The following is a 16,850-nucleotide window of genomic DNA, read 5'->3' as shown; positions in this document are numbered from 1 at the left end:
CTATGGGCACAAGAATATCCGTGAAAAGCATTATCATAGCTGTTGTAGGGGTTATGGCGTCGATCTTGGCAAGCTCCACGCAGGCTTCCAGCTGGCAGGTCTGTAAGTTAGAAGTAGAGATCACCGCGAGGGGGAAGCATCCCTACCCCGAACTCCAGGGCCGTGTGGCGTCAGTTAAGGCTGACCCCGCAGGCGCTCAGTGCCCGAAGACAGGAACGGTGATCACCTTCGAGCCGGAGAGCGCCGACTGGCAAAGTATGATCCCGCGTAAGCTCTGGCCTGCGTCCGGCCAATGGGTAAGGATGCGTTACCAGTACCTGGATGGCATCTGCAAAGGCGACGGCAACAGCCACCCTTGCAGGATCGAGCATTACCCGATGGACTGGTGAAACGGCGTCAGCTACGCACCAGCACTTGCATCGCCACACGCAACGGCGCCGGCGACTACCGGTGATGGGTGCCTTCGCCGAGTTCGAGCGCGCCCTGATCCGTGAACGGCAACGCGAGGGCATCGCCCTGGCCAAACAACGCGGTGCCTACCGAGGCCGCAAGAAAGCCCTGTCCGACGAGCAGGCTGTTACCCTGCGGCGCAGGGCGGCGGCCGGCGAGCCCAAGGCACAACTGGCCCGCGAGCTCAACATCAGCCGGGAAACACTCTACCAGTACCTCCGCACGGATGACTGATCCATGCCGCGTCGCTCGATCCTCTCGGCAACGGAGCGGGACACCCTGCTTGCGCTGCCGGAGAGTCAGGATGACCTGATTCGTTATTACACCTTCAACGACTCCGATCTGTCGCTGATCCGCCAGCGGCGTGGCGATGCCAACCGCCTGGGCTTTGCGGTGCAGCTTTGCCTGCTGCGCTACCCCGGCTATGCGCTGGGTACCGACAGGGACCTCCCTGAATCGGTGATCCAGTGGGTGGCCAAGCAGGTCCAGGCCGAGCCGACGAGCTGGGCGAAGTACGGCGAGCGCGACGTGACCCGCCGAGAGCACGCCCAGGAACTGCGCACCTACACGTCACGGATGTCCGCTTCTGGCCGATTGCTGCCTGTCGCGACTAACCGAAATCGACCCAAAGCTGTAGCTCAAAGTTCTTTTTCACGTTGGAGGGAATCACCCTTACACGCGCATTCCCATTTCGAATGCACGGGTTTCGAACCCCAACTCTGTGTACATACGCGTAGCACGTGCATTGAACGCCCATACAGACAGCCTTATGTCTTGGGCGTTGTGCTCGATTGCCCAGTTTTGAACGAGTTTTACCAAGGTTCGACCAATGCCTTTTCCCCAAAATTGCTCGGCTACGCAAACCGACCCGATTCGAACAATAGCCAGCGGTTGCATCAGCGGTCCGGAGCTTGTCGACAGGCTGGCAGAAATGAAGGCTGCGGCTTGGTGAGCGACATTCGCAATGAATACAACCTGACCCGGTTTCTCGAAAAAACTCATCCAGTGAGGAAGGTCGCGCGAAAAATCCTGGGTAGCAGCAGTATAAATATCGGGACGGGCAGCGTGATGTACCGCGTTAAGCAATTGGCCGAGTTCACAAATGGTCAGTGCATCCTCTACGGTTGCCGTTCGGTACGTAATGGCTTCATCCATGATGTGCAATTCTCCTTGATGTATTGGTGCTCCGCAGACTCCCGGTCTTTGTCTCATAGCGGGGAGGATATTTCATAGCCGATTCCGGTGTGTCATGACTGACCGAAATCCACAGCCCATGGCGGACAGTACGAAGCACAGCTATCGGCCCAAGATCCAATGCGCGGTCAGCACAACGACTTCTGGTAATAGAGCCGGGTATGTCCCGGTGGATAGTCTGCCAGGCGTCCGAATTCGGAGTAACCAAGCTTTCGATAGAAACCGGGAGCCTGAAAGCTGAAGGTCTCCAGCCAGATACCAATGCAGTGTTTTTTCTGCGCAACTTCTTCAGCCATGCGCATTAGCCGTTCTCCGATGCCCTGACCACGCATTGACTCGGGAACGCTGACAAGATCGATGAGCAGCCATCGATAAGAGACCTTGCCGTACAGCCCACCAATAACTTCATTACTGTCAGCGTCTCGTAGCAACAGAGCAAAAGTTTCATGGGCGTCGTCTCCACCGTTGGCCAGGTTATGGGCCAGCAATGGGGTCAAAATGCCTAGTCGCTCTGCTTCAGTCGCATTTTCCGAAAGCTGGATTTCTACAGACATGGCGCTCTCCCTGAGCAGTGAGTAATTGGGTCGACAAGGTATGATTCTTAAGTCCTGCGCGTGGAGCAATACTCCACAATGAGTTGAGTGACCGCTGCCACAATCGCCTGATCCGCTTCAGGAGCGCTAAACAACCGAAACTGCGCATCGGGCAAGTCCGGCAACCCTTGTTCTGCGCCAAGAACCGCCAACCCTTGCCCCAACTGGCTGACTGGCATGGGCGCTATCGCAAAGCCAGCCAGTGCCGCTGCTCGCAATCCGGCCGCGCTGCTGCACAACATCGCCGTTCGTTGGGCGATCCCTGCCCGAGCCAGCTGCGTCAGGGCTACCTCGCGATAAGGGCACGGCTCGGGGAACAGGGCCAGCGGCAACGGCGTCGGTAACTGGGTGACGGGTTGCGCCGACCAGGCCCACACCAGTGGTTCTTGCCACAGCAGCAGCCCCGTGTCGCTGGTTTCGCACAGAGAACCGATGACCAGTTCCAGATGCCCTTGTTTCATCGAGGCCAGCAACGTGCCCGGAATGCCCACCTGCACGTCGATCTCCATCCCCGGGTACTGCGCCGCGAAATCCTGAAAAGTCCGCATTAATCGCGATTCGACAAAGTCTTCGGATACCCCGATCCGCAGTCGCCCGTGAAACGGCGTGCGTGTCAGTTCTGCCCACGCATCACGGTTCAGCGCGAGGATGGTGCGTGCATAAGCCACCAGGCGTTCGCCATCGGGCGTCAGTTGCTGGGAACGGGTAGTACGCTTCAACAGCGGTTTACCAATCTGTTCTTCCAGTCGCCGCACGTGCCCACTGACCGCAGACTGGGTCAGGTGCAGCTTCTCGGCTGCACGGCTGAAGCCTTCTTCATCGACGACCGTGACAAATGTCTTGAGCAGCAGAGCATCGAACATAGTTTGGTCTGTGATTAATAGATGATTTATTTGTGATTTATATTCTAAATAAAACTATGTTGCAATGTTCATCGCCCCCATCTCCCACTACCCGAGGCGTGCCATGGCTACTCTTCTGCATATCGAATGTTCCCCGCGCAAACAGCGCTCGGCCTCCCTTGAAGTCGCCCGCAGCTTCATTGCGCGCTATCTGGAAAACACCCCGGACACCGAAATCATCACCCTCGACCTTTGGAACATGGCGTTGCCGGAATTCAATGATCTGGCCATGGAGGCCAAATACGCCGGACTCAACGGCACGCCCTTGACCCCGGGGCAAGAAGACGCCTGGAACACCTTGAAGGATCTGGCCGCGCATTTGCACAGCGCGGATGTGTTGGTGATGTCCGTTCCGCTGTGGAATTTCAGCATCCCGTACAAACTCAAGCACTTTATCGACCTGGTGTCGCAGAAAGACATCCTGTTCAGCTTCGATCCAGAGCGCGGTCTGGAAGGCATGCTGCACGACAAAACCGCCGTGGTGATGTACGCCCGTGGCCTGGATTTTTCGGCGCAATCGATCACGCCGGCAGAGCGCTTCGACTTCCAGAAGCCCTACGTGGAAGCCTGGCTGAAATTTATCGGTGTGACGGATGTGCATTCGGTGATTGTAGAGAAAACCATCCTGGGGGAAGACGTTGACCTCAATGCGCGTGAGGCCGCAACTCAGCAGGCCAGGGGACTGGCGGATAGTCTTGGTCGCTGACGCTTCCACTGCACCGTAAGTTATTCAACGCCCAATGGGATATTCAAACCCAGCTTCACGGTGCTCATCGAAACAAGGGTTTTGAATCGTTTGACGTTATTGTTCTCAAAGAACAACTCGCGGGTCAGGTCGGTGTACTGCTGCATGCTCCTGACCGCGAGGATCAGCACAAAGTCCCACTCGCCCGCGACGTAGTAACACTGTTGCACTTGAGGGCATGCGGCAAAGCTTTGCTTCATGGCATCCAGCAAATCTATCCGCTCGCTCTCGACCTCGACCTCAGCAATGATCGTCAGCGGATGCCCCATGGCTGCTGGTTCGATCACTGCGATGGTCTTCTTGATAACGCCCTCGTCATTCAGGCGTTTCAGGCGGCGGTTGACGGCTGCGGAAGACAACGAAACCCGTTTGCCCAGTTCAATCTGAGAGAGCGTTGCATCTTGCTGTATTTCAATCAGCAACTTGATGTCGAACTCGTCGAGCGTCATTTCTGCATCCTGGTAATTTTATTTCGATGAGGCGCCAATATTTGCAACAGAAGTGCGTATGCACTACGAAATTGTCAATTTATGGAGCATCTCATTGAATTAATATTTACGAAAGCCCGCCAAGGGCATCCCGCGTCACGGAGAAGTTTGATGAGTGTTGCAAGCGCCAATGACGGATTAAACCTGGACGGGCCAAAGCTCCTGGAGCAACTCGCGACGCTGGGCCAGATCGGTGTTGACCTCAAGGACGGAGGGCGTACCCGAATTGCGCTGACTGATGCCGAGAGGGAGGGCCGTGATCAGCTCGTCTGCTGGATGAATGAGTTGGGCCTAGACGTCAAAGTCGATCGCATCGGCAATGTGTTTGGAACCCTCCGCTCAAGCACCGATGACGGCACAGAGGCGCCTTTCATGATGGGCTCGCACATCGACACCGTGACAAACGCCGGTGCTTTGGATGGGTGTTATGGGGTTCTCGCGGGGCTCGCTGTCATTCGTGCTTTCCGTGCCGCTGGCGTAACGCCTGAGCGCTCAATCACGGTCGGCGCGTTCACCAATGAAGAGGGTGTGCGTTACCAGCCGGACATGATGGGCTCGCTGGTTTTTGCCGGTGGTATGAGTGTCGACGAAGCGCTCAACACCATCGGGACGGACGGAACCCGTCTTGGCGATGAGCTCATCCGTATCGGTTACGCTGGGGATATGGAACCAGGCGCGCTGATTCCGCACGAATATGTGGAGCTTCACATTGAACAGGGCCCCATCCTGGAAGCCGAGTCAACGCTGATCGGTGTGGTCGAAAATCTCCAGGGGATTTCGTGGCAGCAGGTGACGATTCAGGGCAACGCCAACCACGCGGGCACCACGCCCACTCATTTGCGTCACGATGCCGGTTATTGCGCAAGCGCGGTGGTGAATCACTTGCGCGAGATCGCCAGTGAGTCGGGTGGTACTACCTTGGCGACCGTTGGCTGCATGCAATTTGAACCCAATGTCATTAACGTCATTCCTCGCAAATCGACGTTTACGGTCGACCTGCGTGATCCCGACGAGGCTCGTTTGCAAGCGGCTGAGACACGTTTATCCCGATTCCTCGCCAACATCGCAGAGCGTGAGGGCGTACGGGTTTCCACCGAGCAGCTGGTGAGATTTCAGCCGGTCGTGTTCGACTCCGAATTGGCGCAGGTCATCGAAGACAGCGCCAGGCGTTTCGGCTTCACCCATCGACGCATGACTTCCGGGGCAGGGCATGATGCTCAGATGATCGCGCGCGTTGCGCCATCCGCGATGATCTTTGTGCCAAGCAAGGGCGGCATCAGCCATAACCCTCGGGAGCACACCGATGAAGATCAACTGATCAAGGGCGCTCAGGTACTGCTGGACGTGGTTGCTCGACGACTCGCTACCACCCGATAACTTTTTCGCTGCAACACACGACGCCTGTTTTCAAGACCCGGCGGTGGTATCTCTTTGCCTGACATTGGAGGTTTTATGCTTTTTTCCAACCCGAACGCCACACACGAAGCGTACCCAGAGTCACTTCAACACATCATGAGCATCAAGCAGGCTGAAGAGAGTCGTCGCTGGCTTTCGACATGGGATCAACTCAGCGTTACAGCGACGCCGCTGTGGGATCTTGATGATCTGGCGAAGCAGCTTAATGTCGGGCAAATCTGCGTGAAAGATGAGTCGGTTCGCTCACCGCTGGGTAGCTTCAAGGCATTGGGCGCGCCGATTGCCCTGGTGCGGTTGATTTTGCGATTGTTCCCGCAAAAGAACTTTAATTCTCAAGCGTTGCTCGCGGGTGAGTACCGGGACCAGCTCGGCATCTTTACGGCGATCAGTGCAACCGACGGTAACCACGGACGAGCACTGGCGGCTGCGGCACAAAGTGTTGGCTGTCGGTGCGTTATCGTCCTTCATGCCAACGTGAGTGTTGAGCGCGAGCAAGCCATTGCCGCTTATGGTGCAGAGATTGTCCGCATTACTGGCAACTACGACGAGTCGGTCGAGCGTGCCGCGACGTTGGCCAGAGAGAACCAGTGGCAGGTTGTCTCCGACACCTCGTATGAAGGCTACGAAGTGATTCCGCGCGATGTCATGCAAGGCTATGGCACGATCGCCGCCGAAATCATCGAGGCGTCAGAACCGTTCACGCATATCTTTGTGCAAGGCGGAGTAGGGGGTCTGGCGGCAGGTTTGGTCAGTTACTTCTGGGAGCGTTATGGCGCCGATCGCCCGACCCTGGTGATGGTTGAGCCGGTCCAGGCCGATTGCCTTTATCAAAGCGCGCTGAAGGGGCGGGCTGCCCATGCGACCGGCTCCGTGGATTCCGTCATGGCAGGTTTGGCCTGTGGCGAAACGTCACCGCTTGCATGGAAATTCCTGAGTGAGAGCGTTGACCATTTCATGCTCATCAATGACAGCGATGCGGTAGGCGCAATGCGGCTGCTCGCTGCAGGCTCGGGTAATGATGTTCCTGTTGTCGGAGGAGAATCCGGCGTCGCCGGGCTCGCTGGTTTGATCAATCTCATGGGGGTTCCTGCCGATGCCGAAAAGGTCGGCCTGAACAAGAATTCGAGAGTGCTCATCATCAACACCGAGGGGGCTACCGCGCCAGCTGTCTATGAGGAGCTGGTCGGCGAGTCAGCTGAGTCAGTGCAACAGCGCCAGCAGGCCTGGTTGCGAATCCACGAGCATTGCTAGCTCCTGGTACGGATAAAAAACTCTGCGCTGTTTAGAACGATTATTTCTTTCGGTTATTTATATAGCGCTGGGTCGAATATCCATAACCGATAAAACCACGTCTTCGCTTCGATTCTGTCTGCGATGAATTCCATGGGGGCGCTATAGCAGATAGCGGTGTCCCCGCCACGGCACTAAAGCGGTTTCAACATCAATTTCTGCTGCTCGGCCATCATCTTGTCGTCCCTTCGCCAGTCCTTAGAATCCGCCCCCATCAGCTTCGTCCAACTATCGAATCGCTTAGGGAGTTACACCATGATGAACGCCATGCAGATGCCAATGCCGATGATGAACGCCAACATGCCGATGATGCCAATGATGGGCATGCCGATGATGATGGCGACCATGAGCTGCGAAATGATGGACGACGGCATGATGTGCAAAATGATGCCGGCCGCTGGCATGGACATGACGATGTTCAAGAACAGCGCTGAAATGATGCAGATGATGATGAACTGCGGCATGCCGATGATAATGCACTGCGGCAACATGAGCATGATGTGCATGTCTCAGGCGAGCATGGCCATGCCAATGATGAACATGATGATGCCCATGATGGGCATGCCGATGCCGTCGATGAAGTGCGTGATGGAATGCACCATGATGACCGACGGCATGATGTGCAAAATCATGCCGATGGCCGGCATGAACACGGACATGATGAAAAGCTGCTGCGCCCTGATGATGAAAATGATGAACGATTGCAGCATGCCGATGATGATGAGCTGCAACGGCATGCCAATGATGTGCTGCACCTGCTGATCCCTGGCAGCAGATATTTAAAAGCCCCCGCGACCTGACGGTTGCGGGGGCTTTTTCATTCCATCAGACACCGCAGATCCCCTGTGGGAGCGGGCTTGTGTGGCGAGGGAGCTTGCTCCCGCTCGGCTGCGAAGCGGTCGTAAATCCTTTACATGCGGTTTAACTTTGAAATGCCGGGGCCGCTGCGCGACCCAACGGGAGCAAGCTCCCTCGCCACACAAGCCCACATAGGATGTTCATTGCTTTTTCCGGTGTTTAGTCCAGGCGTTCCGGGTAGGTCACCACCAGATAAGCCACGGCCTCACTGTCGGCGGGGTTGCGATAGCGGTGGGGCTGGTCGGCGTAGAACAGGATCGAGTCGCCGGTGGACAGCAGGTAGCGTTCATCGTTGACGCTGATTTCCAGTACGCCCTGCGACACCACCAGGTTCTCCTGCACACCGGGACCATGCCCCTCGGAGTGGTCTTCGCCCAACGGGCTCAAACGCAATTCGTAGAATTCCGATTGGCGTGCCACGTCGAACGGAAACAGCGCGCGGCTGACGAAGGCGCCACTGGCGCTGACCAGGCGTTTGCTCTGGTTCGCCGACAGCACGGCCACACCTTCGAAAGCCCGGTGCTCGAGAAACGCCGCCACCGAAACCTTCAAGCCTTTGGCAATTTTGCACAGCACTTTAATCGACGGCACGCTGCGTCCGGATTCGATCTGCGCCAGCATCGCCCGACTCACGCCGCATTGCCGGGCCAGGGCGTCGAGGGATAGATGACGCTTGCCCCGCAGCCGTTGCAGGTTCTGCGCGACCCGCTCGCAGATCGGGTCTTCTTCCAGTTGTTCGAGGTTATTCAAGTCCGTCACGGGTTCGCCTGCGCTCACCAGAAAGCGCGAGGGTTGCTGCGCGTTCATGCGTGACGGGTCTCGGTCGACTGGGCGGCCTGGACCCACTGAAAGGCCTGTAGACCCGCGTTGCGTGCGTACATTTCCCACATGGCCCGTGCCCGTTGCTGAGCCTTTTTGCGTTTGCGGTAGCTGGCGAAGTCGATGAGGTTGTCAGTCGGATTCATGGGGCACTTCACTGTGGTGATGAATGACGGGATGAGCTGAGAGTACGCGGATACTTTTATAACTATAAATACTGTTTTTGTATTTATTAATGCTCTTTTGTTCTTATGCGTGGCCGCGTCAAAGCCCCCGACTGCTCCTGATCAACTCATAGGCCCGACGTACCAGCGGATTCACCGTGTTGGGCCGAATCCACAAGTGGTAGGTCACGTCCGGCAGTCGTGGCAGGCCATCGTTTTCGCCGAGCACACGCATGTCGGGGCCGAGCATTTCCATGCTTCTGGGCGTGACGCCCAGCCCGGCACGCGTTGCGGCCTTGATGCCGATCAGGTTCGACGCCAGGTACGCCTGGCGCCATGGAATATTCGCGCGCTCCAGCGCCTCCAGGGCGTAGCGACGATAGATACTCGGTTCATCCACCAGAATCAGCGGCAAGGGTTCTTCCGGCGTATGAATGTACTGTGCCGAGCAGATCCACCACACCGGCGAGGTGCGCAAGGCGAAGCCTTCGAGGCTCGGGTCTTCGCGGGTGGAGATCACCATGTCGACCTTGCCCCGGTGCAGGTCATCCATCAGAAACGGGCTGCGGCCGACATCGATCTCCAGGCGCAAGCGCGGGGCCGAGCGGGCGATGTGGCTGAGGATCGGCGGCAGGATGGTGTCGGCGATGTCATGCGGCGAGCCGATCCGCAGCACACCGCTCAAGTTGCTTTCGCGCAGGGAATTCAGCGCATCGTCGTTGAGCGAGAGCATCTGCCGCGCATGACGCAACAACTGCAAGCCGGCTTCGGTCAGTTGTTTCTGACGCCCGCGCTTCTCGAACAGACTCACCCCCACTTGTTGTTCCAGACGTTGCATGTGCTGGGTGACCGACGATTGCGTGCGGGCCAGTTGTGCGCCGGCCTCGGCGAAGCTGTGGTGATCGACCACGGCAATGAAGGTGCGCAGTAATTCGAGATCGAGGGTAGGTGAGGTCGACATGGCCATTTCCGGGCTGTTTTTATATCAGGGCTGCAAACATAAACATTACATTTGTTTATGTGTTCTTGGCGATATTTTAGCGTTAATGCGGTAACTACGGGCGCTGTGAGGATTTTCGCTTAGCAGCAATACGGTAAGTTATAACGATATTAGATATTTGAATTTCCGTTACTTCAGGACTGTACCTAGGATGCCGCCTCATCAGGTCGGGGAACGCCGATCATCCATGAGGGGAAATCCATGTTGCTTGAGCGCTCACCTGTAAAACGATGGTTGCCTGTGATGCTGGGCGCCTTGATCTCATTGGCCGCCAGTGCCGGGGCTCAGGCTGATGCCACCCTGGACAAGATCCAGCAACGCCATGTGCTGACGGTGGGGGTCGTACTGTCCGGTGGCCCCTTCGGCAGTATCGATCCGGGTACTCAGAAACCACGGGGCTTGAATGTCGACCTCGCTCAGGAACTGGGCCGGCAGTTGGGCGCCGAGGTGCAACTGGTGCCGGTATTGCCCGCCAACCGTGTGCAGTTTTTGCAGCAGGGCAAAGTGGATTTGTTGATCGCCAACATGGAATGGACCGCCGAGCGCGGTGAGATTCTCGGTTTTGTGCCGACGCCGTTCTACCGTGTCGGCGGCACCGCGGCGCTGCTCAAGGACAGCAAGATCAGCCGTTGGGAAGACCTCAAAGGCCAGCCCGTCTGCACCTCCCAGGGCAGCAGCTACATCAAGCCGCTCACAGAGCTGGGTGTGGAGATCAAGGCGTTCAAGAGCTCGTCGGAATCCTTGCTCGCGCTGCGTGGCAACAACTGTGTCGCGGCGGTGCATGACGCCACGCTGATCAACCCGTTGATCGCCGACAACGCCGAATGGCAGGGCTATCGCGCGCTGAGTCCGGAGCTCAACCCGGCCCCTTCGGTGATCTGGACCCGACCTGGCGAACGCGATACCCAGGCTCGGCTCGACCCCATCATCAAGGAACTGCACCGCAGCGGCTGGCTGATCGACGCCCAGACCCGCAACCGCATCACCCCCGCGTCACCGGCTTTGGTTGAATTGCAGAAACAGTTCCAGGCCAACGGCGCCTGAGCGGTTCACCTCATCGTTTTCAATAGACCGCCGACGGATTCGGCGGTCGTTCAAGGTAGTCGTGCATGAACCGATATTTTTCCGCTAGAAGCCTGGCCATGCTGTGCCTGGCAGGATGCGCCGTGCTGGGCGCCAGCCTCGCTCAGGCCGATGCCACGCTGGACAAGATCGAACAACGCCACGCGATCAGCGTCGGGGTGATGCTCAGTGGTCCGCCGTTCGGCACCCTCGACCCCAAGACCGGCGAACACCTGGGGTACAACGTCGAACTGGCCAAGGGCATCGCCAAGGCGCTGGGTGTCGAGGCCCAGACTGTTTCGGTGCTGGCACCCAACCGGGTGCAGTTCCTGCAACAGGGCAAGGTCGACATCCTGATCGCCAATATGCAGTTCACCGAAGAACGCGCCGAGATTCTCGATTACGTGCCCACGCCCTATGAAGAGGTCGGCGGCGCCGCGTTGATTCGCAAGGGCGCGGGTATCGCCCAGTGGAGTGACTTGAAGGACAAGCCGGTGTGCGTGTCCCAGGGCAGCAACTTCATCAAGCCATTGCAGGAAACCTATGGCGCGCAGATCAAGGCGTTTCGCAGCCAGTCCGAATCGCTGTTGTCGCTGCGCGGCAATGGTTGCGTGGCGGCGGTGCATGTCAGCCCGACCATGTATACCTTATTGAGCGATGCCGAGTGGGCCGGGTATGAAATTCCGCTGCCGGGGGATTTGATCCCGTCGAACTCGGTGATCTGGGTGCGCAAGGGCGAGCACGATACCCAGGCGAAACTGGATGCCATCGTGCGTGACTGGCACCGCAGCGGCTGGCTGATCGAATTGGGCGAACGCACCGGCATGGCGCCGTCGCAAGCCTTACGTGACCTGCACGAGCAATACCGCAACGCGGCACCGCTGGCAGTGCGGTCATGAGTCGACCGTTGTTCGTGGCCTTGCAGCAACTGCTCGGCGCCCGTCATGTGCAGACCAGCGAAGAGGCCGCGCCGTACCTGACCGACAAACAGGGCCGTTACGTGGGGCAGGTGATTGCTGCCGTGCACCCGGCAAGCACCGAAGAAGTTGCGGCGGTGGTGCGCGCGTGCGTGGCCTGCGATACGCCGGTGGTGGTGCAGGGCGGCAACACCGGGCTGATGGGCGGCGCGACTCCGGACGCCAGTGGCCGCGCGGTGTTGTTGCTGCTCGACCGGATGAATCGCGTTCGGGCAGTGGACACCGACAACGACACCCTGACCGTCGAGGCGGGCTGCATTCTGCACACCATTCAGGGCGTCGCCCGCGATGCCGGGCGCCTGTTCCCGCTGAGCTTGGGCGCCGAAGGCAGCTGCACCATTGGCGGCAATCTGGGCACCAATGCCGGTGGCACGGCGGTGCTGCGCTATGGCAATACCCGCGAATTGACCCTTGGTCTGGAAGTGGTCACCGCCCAGGGCGACATCTGGAATGGCCTGCGCGGTTTGCGCAAGGACAACACCGGCTACGACTTGCGCGACCTGTTCATCGGCAGCGAAGGCACCCTCGGCATCATCACCGCCGCCACCCTGAAACTGTTCCCGTTGCCCAAGGCCCAGGCCACAGCGCTGTTGGCCTTCGACTCGCTGGCCCAGACGGTGACGTTCCTGTCCCATGCCCGCGCCGGTTTTGGTGCCAGCCTGACCGCGTTCGAACTGCTCAGTGCCGGGTGCCTTGCGTTGCTGCGCGAGCAATTTCCCGAAGGCCCACAACCCTTTTCCGGTGCCCGTCAGCCTTGGTTCGCGTTGTTGGAATTGTCCGATAACCACAGCGAAAGCCATGCCCGCGAAGCGTTTGAACAGGTACTGGGCGAGGCCTACGAGCAGAGCCTGCTGGCCGATGCGCTGATCGCCGAAAGCCTCGCCCAGAGCCAGGCGTTTTGGCTGTTGCGCGAGAACATGAGCGAGGCGCAGAAGCGTGCCGGTCGCAACATGAAGCACGACATCTCGGTGCCGATTTCCCAGGTCGTGGCATTTGTCGCCCATACCGATGCGCTGTTGCAGCGCCATTTCCCTGGTGTGCGGCATTACACCTTCGGCCATCTGGGCGACGGTAACCTGCATTACAACGTAGCCCATCCGCACAACTCAACGGTCGAGGCGCACATGGCCCATTACGCAGCACTCAGCCAACTGGTGCACGACAGCGCCCACGCTCACGGCGGCTCCATTAGCGCCGAGCACGGTGTCGGCCAGCGCAAACGGGACATGCTCGGGCGCTACAAAAGCCCGGTGGAACTCGACCTGATGCGCCGGATCAAGCAAGCGCTGGACCCGAACAATCTGCTGAACCCCGGCAAGGTTTTGAAGGGGAGTCAGTCATGACGCTTCGTCTGTCCAAACGCGTACAGCACGTCTCGCTGTCGGCCAATGCCGCCGCGAAATCTCAAGCCACGGCATTGCGCGAGGCTGGTCGCGACATCCTCGACCTGACCACCGGCGAGCCGGATTTTGACACCCCGGAGCACATCAAGCAGGCCGCTTATGCCGCCATCGCCGCCGGTGCCACCAAGTACACGCCGACACCGGGCGTGAAGGCCTTGCGCATCGCGGTGCAACGCAAACTCCAGCAGGAAAACCAGCTGGACTATCCGCTGGAATCGATCGTGATTGGCAACGGTGCCAAACAGATCATCTTCAATGCCTTTGCCGCCACCCTCGACGACGGCGATCAGGTGCTGGTGCCAACGCCGTACTGGCCGTCGTTCCCCGACAGCGTGCGCTTCAATGGCGGCGAGCCGGTGTTTATCGAATGCGGGCTGGCGCAGGGCTGCAAACTGACGGCCGAACAATTGGAGCAACGGATTGGCGAACGGACTCGCTGGCTGATCCTCAACGGCCCCGGCAATCCCAGCGGCGCGGTATACAGCGCGGCCGAACTGCGCGCCCTGGCCGAGGTGCTGCGGCGCCATCCCCACGCGTTGATTCTGCTGGATGAGCTCTACGAACATATCCGTTTCGACGGTTTGCCTGCCCAGAGCCTGCTCAACGTTGCGCCGGATTTGCAGGCGCGCTGCCTGCTGGTGGGCGGGGTGTCCAAGACCTACGCCATGACCGGTTGGCGCATCGGTTTCGGCGCCGGACCGCAAGCGCTGACCCAGGCCATGACCGTGGTGCAATCGCAATCCACCTCGGGCGCTTCCTCGGTCGGACAAGCCGCTGCATTGGCGGCATTCGAAGGTGGACTGGATTTCTTGCGGTCGCAAGTCGCGGCCTATCAACAACGCCGGGATTCACTGGTCAGCGCCTTACGCGAAGTGGACGGTCTTGAAGTGCTCGAACCTCAAGGTGGTTTCTTCGTGTTTGTGCGCTGCGCCGGGTTGTTGGGGCGCTATCGCCCGGACGGTCGACGTCTGCAAAGCGATGCCGACGTCGTCGCGTATTTGCTGGAAGAGGGCGTGGCCGGCGTGGCGGGCAGCGCTTATGGCTTGTCGCCGTGGTTTCGCCTGTCCATTGCCACGGCGACCGAGACCGTAGTCGAAGCCGGACGCCGCATCGCTCAAGCCTGCAGGCAATTGCGGGGCGAACCATGAGTCATTTGTTGGAACTATTCGTCCACTGGGCCGCCGGGTTCGGCCTGAACTACGGCTTTTTGCTGGACGCTTATCAGCGCGGAACCCTGGAGCAGGGTGCGCTGACCACGGTGTTGCTGTGCCTCTTCACTATCGTCGGCAGCCTGTTGGCGGGCGTCGGTTTGGCGGCGATGTTGACCTCGGGCAAACCCTGGCTGGCAAAACCTGCGCGGGTGTTTGTCGAAGTCACCCGCAACACGCCGACGCTGGTGCAGCTGTATTGCGCATTTCTGGTGCTGAATATGCTGCTGACTCAGGCCGTCGGCGCGGCCAACCCGCTGACGCCGTTCGCCTGGGTGGTGATCGTGATTTCGCTGCACAAAGGCGCGTTTCATGCCGAAGCCTTGCGCGCCGGGATCGAAGCGGTGCCGGCGGTAACAATCGAGGCGGCCAGTTCGCTGGCGTTCAGCAGTCGCCAGTTGTTGTGGAATGTGCAACTGCCGCTGGCCTTGCGTTTTGCCTTGCCGTCGCTGATCAACAATCTGATCGACCTGGTGAAAATGACCGCCGTCGCCTCGGCCATCGCCGTCGGCGATATCACCTACGCGGCGATCATGATCTGGACCCAGAGCGATAACGTGTTGGAGCTGATGATTCTGATCCTGACGTTTTTCGGCCTGCTGAGTTTTACCGTCAATTGTGTGGGTCGCCTGCTCGAAGCGCGCCTGAGGATGCCCGGCTATGGCCATTGAATCGTCCGTCACCGCGCCGTTGGCCTGGCCGCGTCGGCATGGCGGCAAGTTGCTGCTGTTGGTGGGTAGCGTGCTCTGGTTGGTGTATTTCGTGCCGCACAGTCCGGTATTCAAGGCTTTGTTGCAATGGTCGCCGGCCTTGGTCGCCGGGTTTGGCCAGAACATTCTGATCAGTCTGGTGGCGATCGGGCTGGGCTCGTTGCTGGGATTGTTGGTCGGTGCCCTGGCGTTGTCGCCGTTGTGGCTGCTGCGCTTGCCGGCGCGGATCTGGGTGCAGATTTTTCGCAACGCACCGTGGCTGGCGCTGATCTATTTCACCACTTATGTGTTCCCGTTCGAGATCCACATCGGCAGCACTTATGTCTCGTTCCCGGATTGGGTCAAGGTCACGATTGGCCTGGCGTTGCCGGCGAGCGCCAACGTTGCGGAGATATTCCGTGGCGCCGTCGCCTCGATCCCCAGTACCCAATGGGAAGCGGCGCGATCCCTGGCCTTCACTCGCGGGCAGATTTTTCGTTCGATCATCCTGCCGCAGTGCTTCAAGCGCATGTTGCCGCCGTGGATGAACCTCTACGCGGTGATCACCATGGGCACCGCACTGGCGTCTTTAGTGGGCGTGCATGACGTGATCGACACCGCGCAAATCGCTAGCAACACGGTGAACCTCACCGGCTTCACCGTGGTGATTTACCTGAGCCTGTTGGTGCTGTTCTTTGCTTATTGCTACCCGATTTCCCGACTCACCCAACGCCTGGAGCGACGTTATGCCTTCTACTGAAACCGTCGCCGAGCCTCTGGTCAGCCTGCGCGACCTGCACCTGTCGTTTGGCAGTAACCCGGTGCTCAAGGGCATCGACCTCGACGTGCACCGCGGCCAGGCCGTGTCGATCATCGGCCCATCCGGTTCCGGCAAGTCGACGATCCTGCGCTGCATCACCGGTTTGTTGCAGCCCCAACGCGGCACCATCCGCGTCGGCAGCACTGAGGTTCACACCCTGGCCCAGGAAACCCAGCGCATCGAGTTACGCAAGCGTGTGGGGTTTGTGTTCCAGCAGTACAACCTGTTCCCGCATTTGTCGGTGCTGGAGAACCTGGTGATCGCCCCCCGCAAAGTGCTGGGGCGCAATCGCGCCGAGGCCGAGAAAGACGCCCGCGCCTTGCTGGCCAAAGTGCGCATGGAGCACAAGGCCGATGCTTATCCGGGGCAACTCTCCGGCGGTCAGCAACAGCGGGTGGCGATTGCCCGGGCGTTGGCGATGCGCCCGGAACTGATTCTGTTCGATGAGGTGACTTCTGCCCTCGATCCGGAAACCGTTGGCGAGGTGCTGACGGTGATTCGCGAACTCACTGAAGAGGGCATGACCTGCGTGCTGGTGACCCACGAAATGCGCTTCGCCGAAGAGATCAGCGACATCGTCTACTTCACCGAAAACGGGGTGATCGTCGAACACGGCAGTGCCGAGCAGATTTTCCAGCACCCCACCAGCGAGCGGACCCAGGAGTTTCTGCGTCACGCCCTGGGCGATCCGGGACGCCGTCCCCGTGTCGCCAACGATCCGTATCTGTTGAGTAACCTGAGCCGCTACAGCCTGTCCGTCTAATACCGAGGA

Annotated in this window: 19 protein-coding genes and 2 pseudogenes; 14 read left to right on the top strand and 7 right to left on the bottom strand. The window is 59.1% G+C overall.

What is annotated here, in order from left to right; translation table 11 throughout:
- Positions 1-20: 20 nt before the first annotated feature.
- The 3 genes and pseudogenes from ACCC96_RS17940 to ACCC96_RS17930 form a co-directional block, all read left to right on the top strand.
- The gene (locus tag ACCC96_RS17940) at positions 21-389 is read left to right on the top strand and encodes a hypothetical protein (protein ID WP_413696479.1); all 369 of its coding nucleotides are present in this window, start codon (positions 21-23) and stop codon (positions 387-389) included.
- A gap of 55 nt (positions 390-444) precedes the next feature.
- Positions 445-684: pseudogene (locus ACCC96_RS17935) on the top strand (recombinase family protein); the annotation flags it as partial.
- A gap of 3 nt (positions 685-687) precedes the next feature.
- Positions 688-1,017 (top strand): annotated as a pseudogene (locus ACCC96_RS17930) (DUF4158 domain-containing protein); the annotation flags it as partial.
- Between the two features lie 105 nt (positions 1,018-1,122).
- Here ACCC96_RS17930 and ACCC96_RS17925 read toward each other — a convergent pair.
- The 3 genes from ACCC96_RS17925 to ACCC96_RS17915 form a co-directional block, all read right to left on the bottom strand.
- The gene (locus ACCC96_RS17925; RefSeq protein ID WP_413696508.1) at positions 1,123-1,605 is read right to left on the bottom strand and encodes a GNAT family N-acetyltransferase; all 483 of its coding nucleotides are present in this window, start codon (positions 1,603-1,605) and stop codon (positions 1,123-1,125) included.
- A gap of 167 nt (positions 1,606-1,772) precedes the next feature.
- Complete coding sequence (locus ACCC96_RS17920) at positions 1,773-2,198, bottom strand: GNAT family N-acetyltransferase (protein WP_413696478.1); 426 nt, start codon at positions 2,196-2,198, stop codon at positions 1,773-1,775.
- 47 nt (positions 2,199-2,245) lie between these two features.
- Positions 2,246-3,100, bottom strand: coding sequence for a LysR substrate-binding domain-containing protein (locus ACCC96_RS17915; protein WP_413696477.1), 855 nt, complete (start codon positions 3,098-3,100; stop codon positions 2,246-2,248).
- Between the two features lie 103 nt (positions 3,101-3,203).
- Here ACCC96_RS17915 and ACCC96_RS17910 point away from each other — a divergent pair, with 103 nt between their 5' ends.
- Complete coding sequence (locus ACCC96_RS17910; protein WP_413696476.1) at positions 3,204-3,845, top strand: FMN-dependent NADH-azoreductase; 642 nt, start codon at positions 3,204-3,206, stop codon at positions 3,843-3,845.
- 20 nt (positions 3,846-3,865) lie between these two features.
- Here ACCC96_RS17910 and ACCC96_RS17905 read toward each other — a convergent pair whose 3' ends face one another.
- The gene (locus tag ACCC96_RS17905; RefSeq protein WP_019648684.1) at positions 3,866-4,333 is read right to left on the bottom strand and encodes an Lrp/AsnC family transcriptional regulator; all 468 of its coding nucleotides are present in this window, start codon (positions 4,331-4,333) and stop codon (positions 3,866-3,868) included.
- A gap of 150 nt (positions 4,334-4,483) precedes the next feature.
- Here ACCC96_RS17905 and ACCC96_RS17900 point away from each other — a divergent pair, with 150 nt between their 5' ends.
- The 3 genes from ACCC96_RS17900 (at position 4,484) to ACCC96_RS17890 (ending at position 7,840) form a co-directional block, all read left to right on the top strand.
- Complete coding sequence (locus ACCC96_RS17900) at positions 4,484-5,749, top strand: Zn-dependent hydrolase (RefSeq protein WP_413696475.1); 1,266 nt, start codon at positions 4,484-4,486, stop codon at positions 5,747-5,749.
- Positions 5,750-5,824: 75 nt separating this feature from the next.
- The gene (locus ACCC96_RS17895; RefSeq protein WP_413696474.1) at positions 5,825-7,039 is read left to right on the top strand and encodes a diaminopropionate ammonia-lyase; all 1,215 of its coding nucleotides are present in this window, start codon (positions 5,825-5,827) and stop codon (positions 7,037-7,039) included.
- 294 nt (positions 7,040-7,333) lie between these two features.
- Positions 7,334-7,840 (top strand): hypothetical protein, encoded by a 507-nt coding sequence (locus tag ACCC96_RS17890; RefSeq protein ID WP_413696473.1) that lies wholly within the window; start codon positions 7,334-7,336, stop codon positions 7,838-7,840.
- A 255-nt stretch (positions 7,841-8,095) separates the two neighbouring features.
- Here ACCC96_RS17890 and ACCC96_RS17885 read toward each other — a convergent pair whose 3' ends face one another.
- The 3 genes from ACCC96_RS17885 to ACCC96_RS17875 all read right to left on the bottom strand — a co-directional run bounded on the left by ACCC96_RS17885 (position 8,096) and on the right by ACCC96_RS17875 (position 9,880).
- Positions 8,096-8,743 carry a helix-turn-helix domain-containing protein gene (locus ACCC96_RS17885; protein WP_258668832.1) on the bottom strand — a complete coding sequence of 216 codons (648 nt, stop codon included), beginning with the start codon at positions 8,741-8,743 and terminating at the stop codon, positions 8,096-8,098.
- On the bottom strand, positions 8,740-8,901 hold the full coding sequence (locus tag ACCC96_RS17880; protein ID WP_413696472.1) for a hypothetical protein: 162 nt from the start codon (positions 8,899-8,901) through the stop codon (positions 8,740-8,742). The genes ACCC96_RS17885 and ACCC96_RS17880 overlap by 4 nt, the downstream gene beginning before the upstream one ends.
- A gap of 118 nt (positions 8,902-9,019) precedes the next feature.
- The gene (locus ACCC96_RS17875; protein WP_413696471.1) at positions 9,020-9,880 is read right to left on the bottom strand and encodes a LysR substrate-binding domain-containing protein; all 861 of its coding nucleotides are present in this window, start codon (positions 9,878-9,880) and stop codon (positions 9,020-9,022) included.
- A 240-nt stretch (positions 9,881-10,120) separates the two neighbouring features.
- Here ACCC96_RS17875 and ACCC96_RS17870 point away from each other — a divergent pair, with 240 nt between their 5' ends.
- The 7 genes from ACCC96_RS17870 to ACCC96_RS17840 all read left to right on the top strand — a co-directional run bounded on the left by ACCC96_RS17870 (position 10,121) and on the right by ACCC96_RS17840 (position 16,841).
- A complete protein-coding gene (locus tag ACCC96_RS17870; protein WP_413696470.1) occupies positions 10,121-10,963 on the top strand; it encodes a transporter substrate-binding domain-containing protein in 843 nt (280 codons plus the stop codon).
- A gap of 65 nt (positions 10,964-11,028) precedes the next feature.
- On the top strand, positions 11,029-11,880 hold the full coding sequence (locus tag ACCC96_RS17865; protein ID WP_413696469.1) for a transporter substrate-binding domain-containing protein: 852 nt from the start codon (positions 11,029-11,031) through the stop codon (positions 11,878-11,880).
- Positions 11,877-13,301 carry an FAD-binding oxidoreductase gene (locus tag ACCC96_RS17860; protein ID WP_258668827.1) on the top strand — a complete coding sequence of 475 codons (1,425 nt, stop codon included), beginning with the start codon at positions 11,877-11,879 and terminating at the stop codon, positions 13,299-13,301. Before ACCC96_RS17865 ends, ACCC96_RS17860 begins: the two co-directional genes overlap by 4 nt.
- Positions 13,298-14,509, top strand: coding sequence for an aminotransferase class I/II-fold pyridoxal phosphate-dependent enzyme (locus tag ACCC96_RS17855; protein ID WP_413696468.1), 1,212 nt, complete (start codon positions 13,298-13,300; stop codon positions 14,507-14,509). Before ACCC96_RS17860 ends, ACCC96_RS17855 begins: the two co-directional genes overlap by 4 nt.
- Positions 14,506-15,240, top strand: a complete 735-nt coding sequence (locus tag ACCC96_RS17850; protein WP_019648695.1) for an amino acid ABC transporter permease — start codon at positions 14,506-14,508, stop codon at positions 15,238-15,240. The genes ACCC96_RS17855 and ACCC96_RS17850 overlap by 4 nt, the downstream gene beginning before the upstream one ends.
- Positions 15,230-16,018 carry an amino acid ABC transporter permease gene (locus ACCC96_RS17845; protein ID WP_413696467.1) on the top strand — a complete coding sequence of 263 codons (789 nt, stop codon included), beginning with the start codon at positions 15,230-15,232 and terminating at the stop codon, positions 16,016-16,018. The genes ACCC96_RS17850 and ACCC96_RS17845 overlap by 11 nt, the downstream gene beginning before the upstream one ends.
- Positions 16,005-16,841 (top strand): amino acid ABC transporter ATP-binding protein, encoded by an 837-nt coding sequence (locus tag ACCC96_RS17840; protein ID WP_413696466.1) that lies wholly within the window; start codon positions 16,005-16,007, stop codon positions 16,839-16,841. The genes ACCC96_RS17845 and ACCC96_RS17840 overlap by 14 nt, the downstream gene beginning before the upstream one ends.
- Positions 16,842-16,850: the final 9 nt, after the last annotated feature.

Origin of the sequence: Pseudomonas sp. Pseusp11 (assembly GCF_047304405.1) — a bacterium.
Lineage (GTDB): Bacteria > Pseudomonadota > Gammaproteobacteria > Pseudomonadales > Pseudomonadaceae > Aquipseudomonas.
This window is presented reverse-complemented; position numbering and strand designations above follow the sequence as displayed.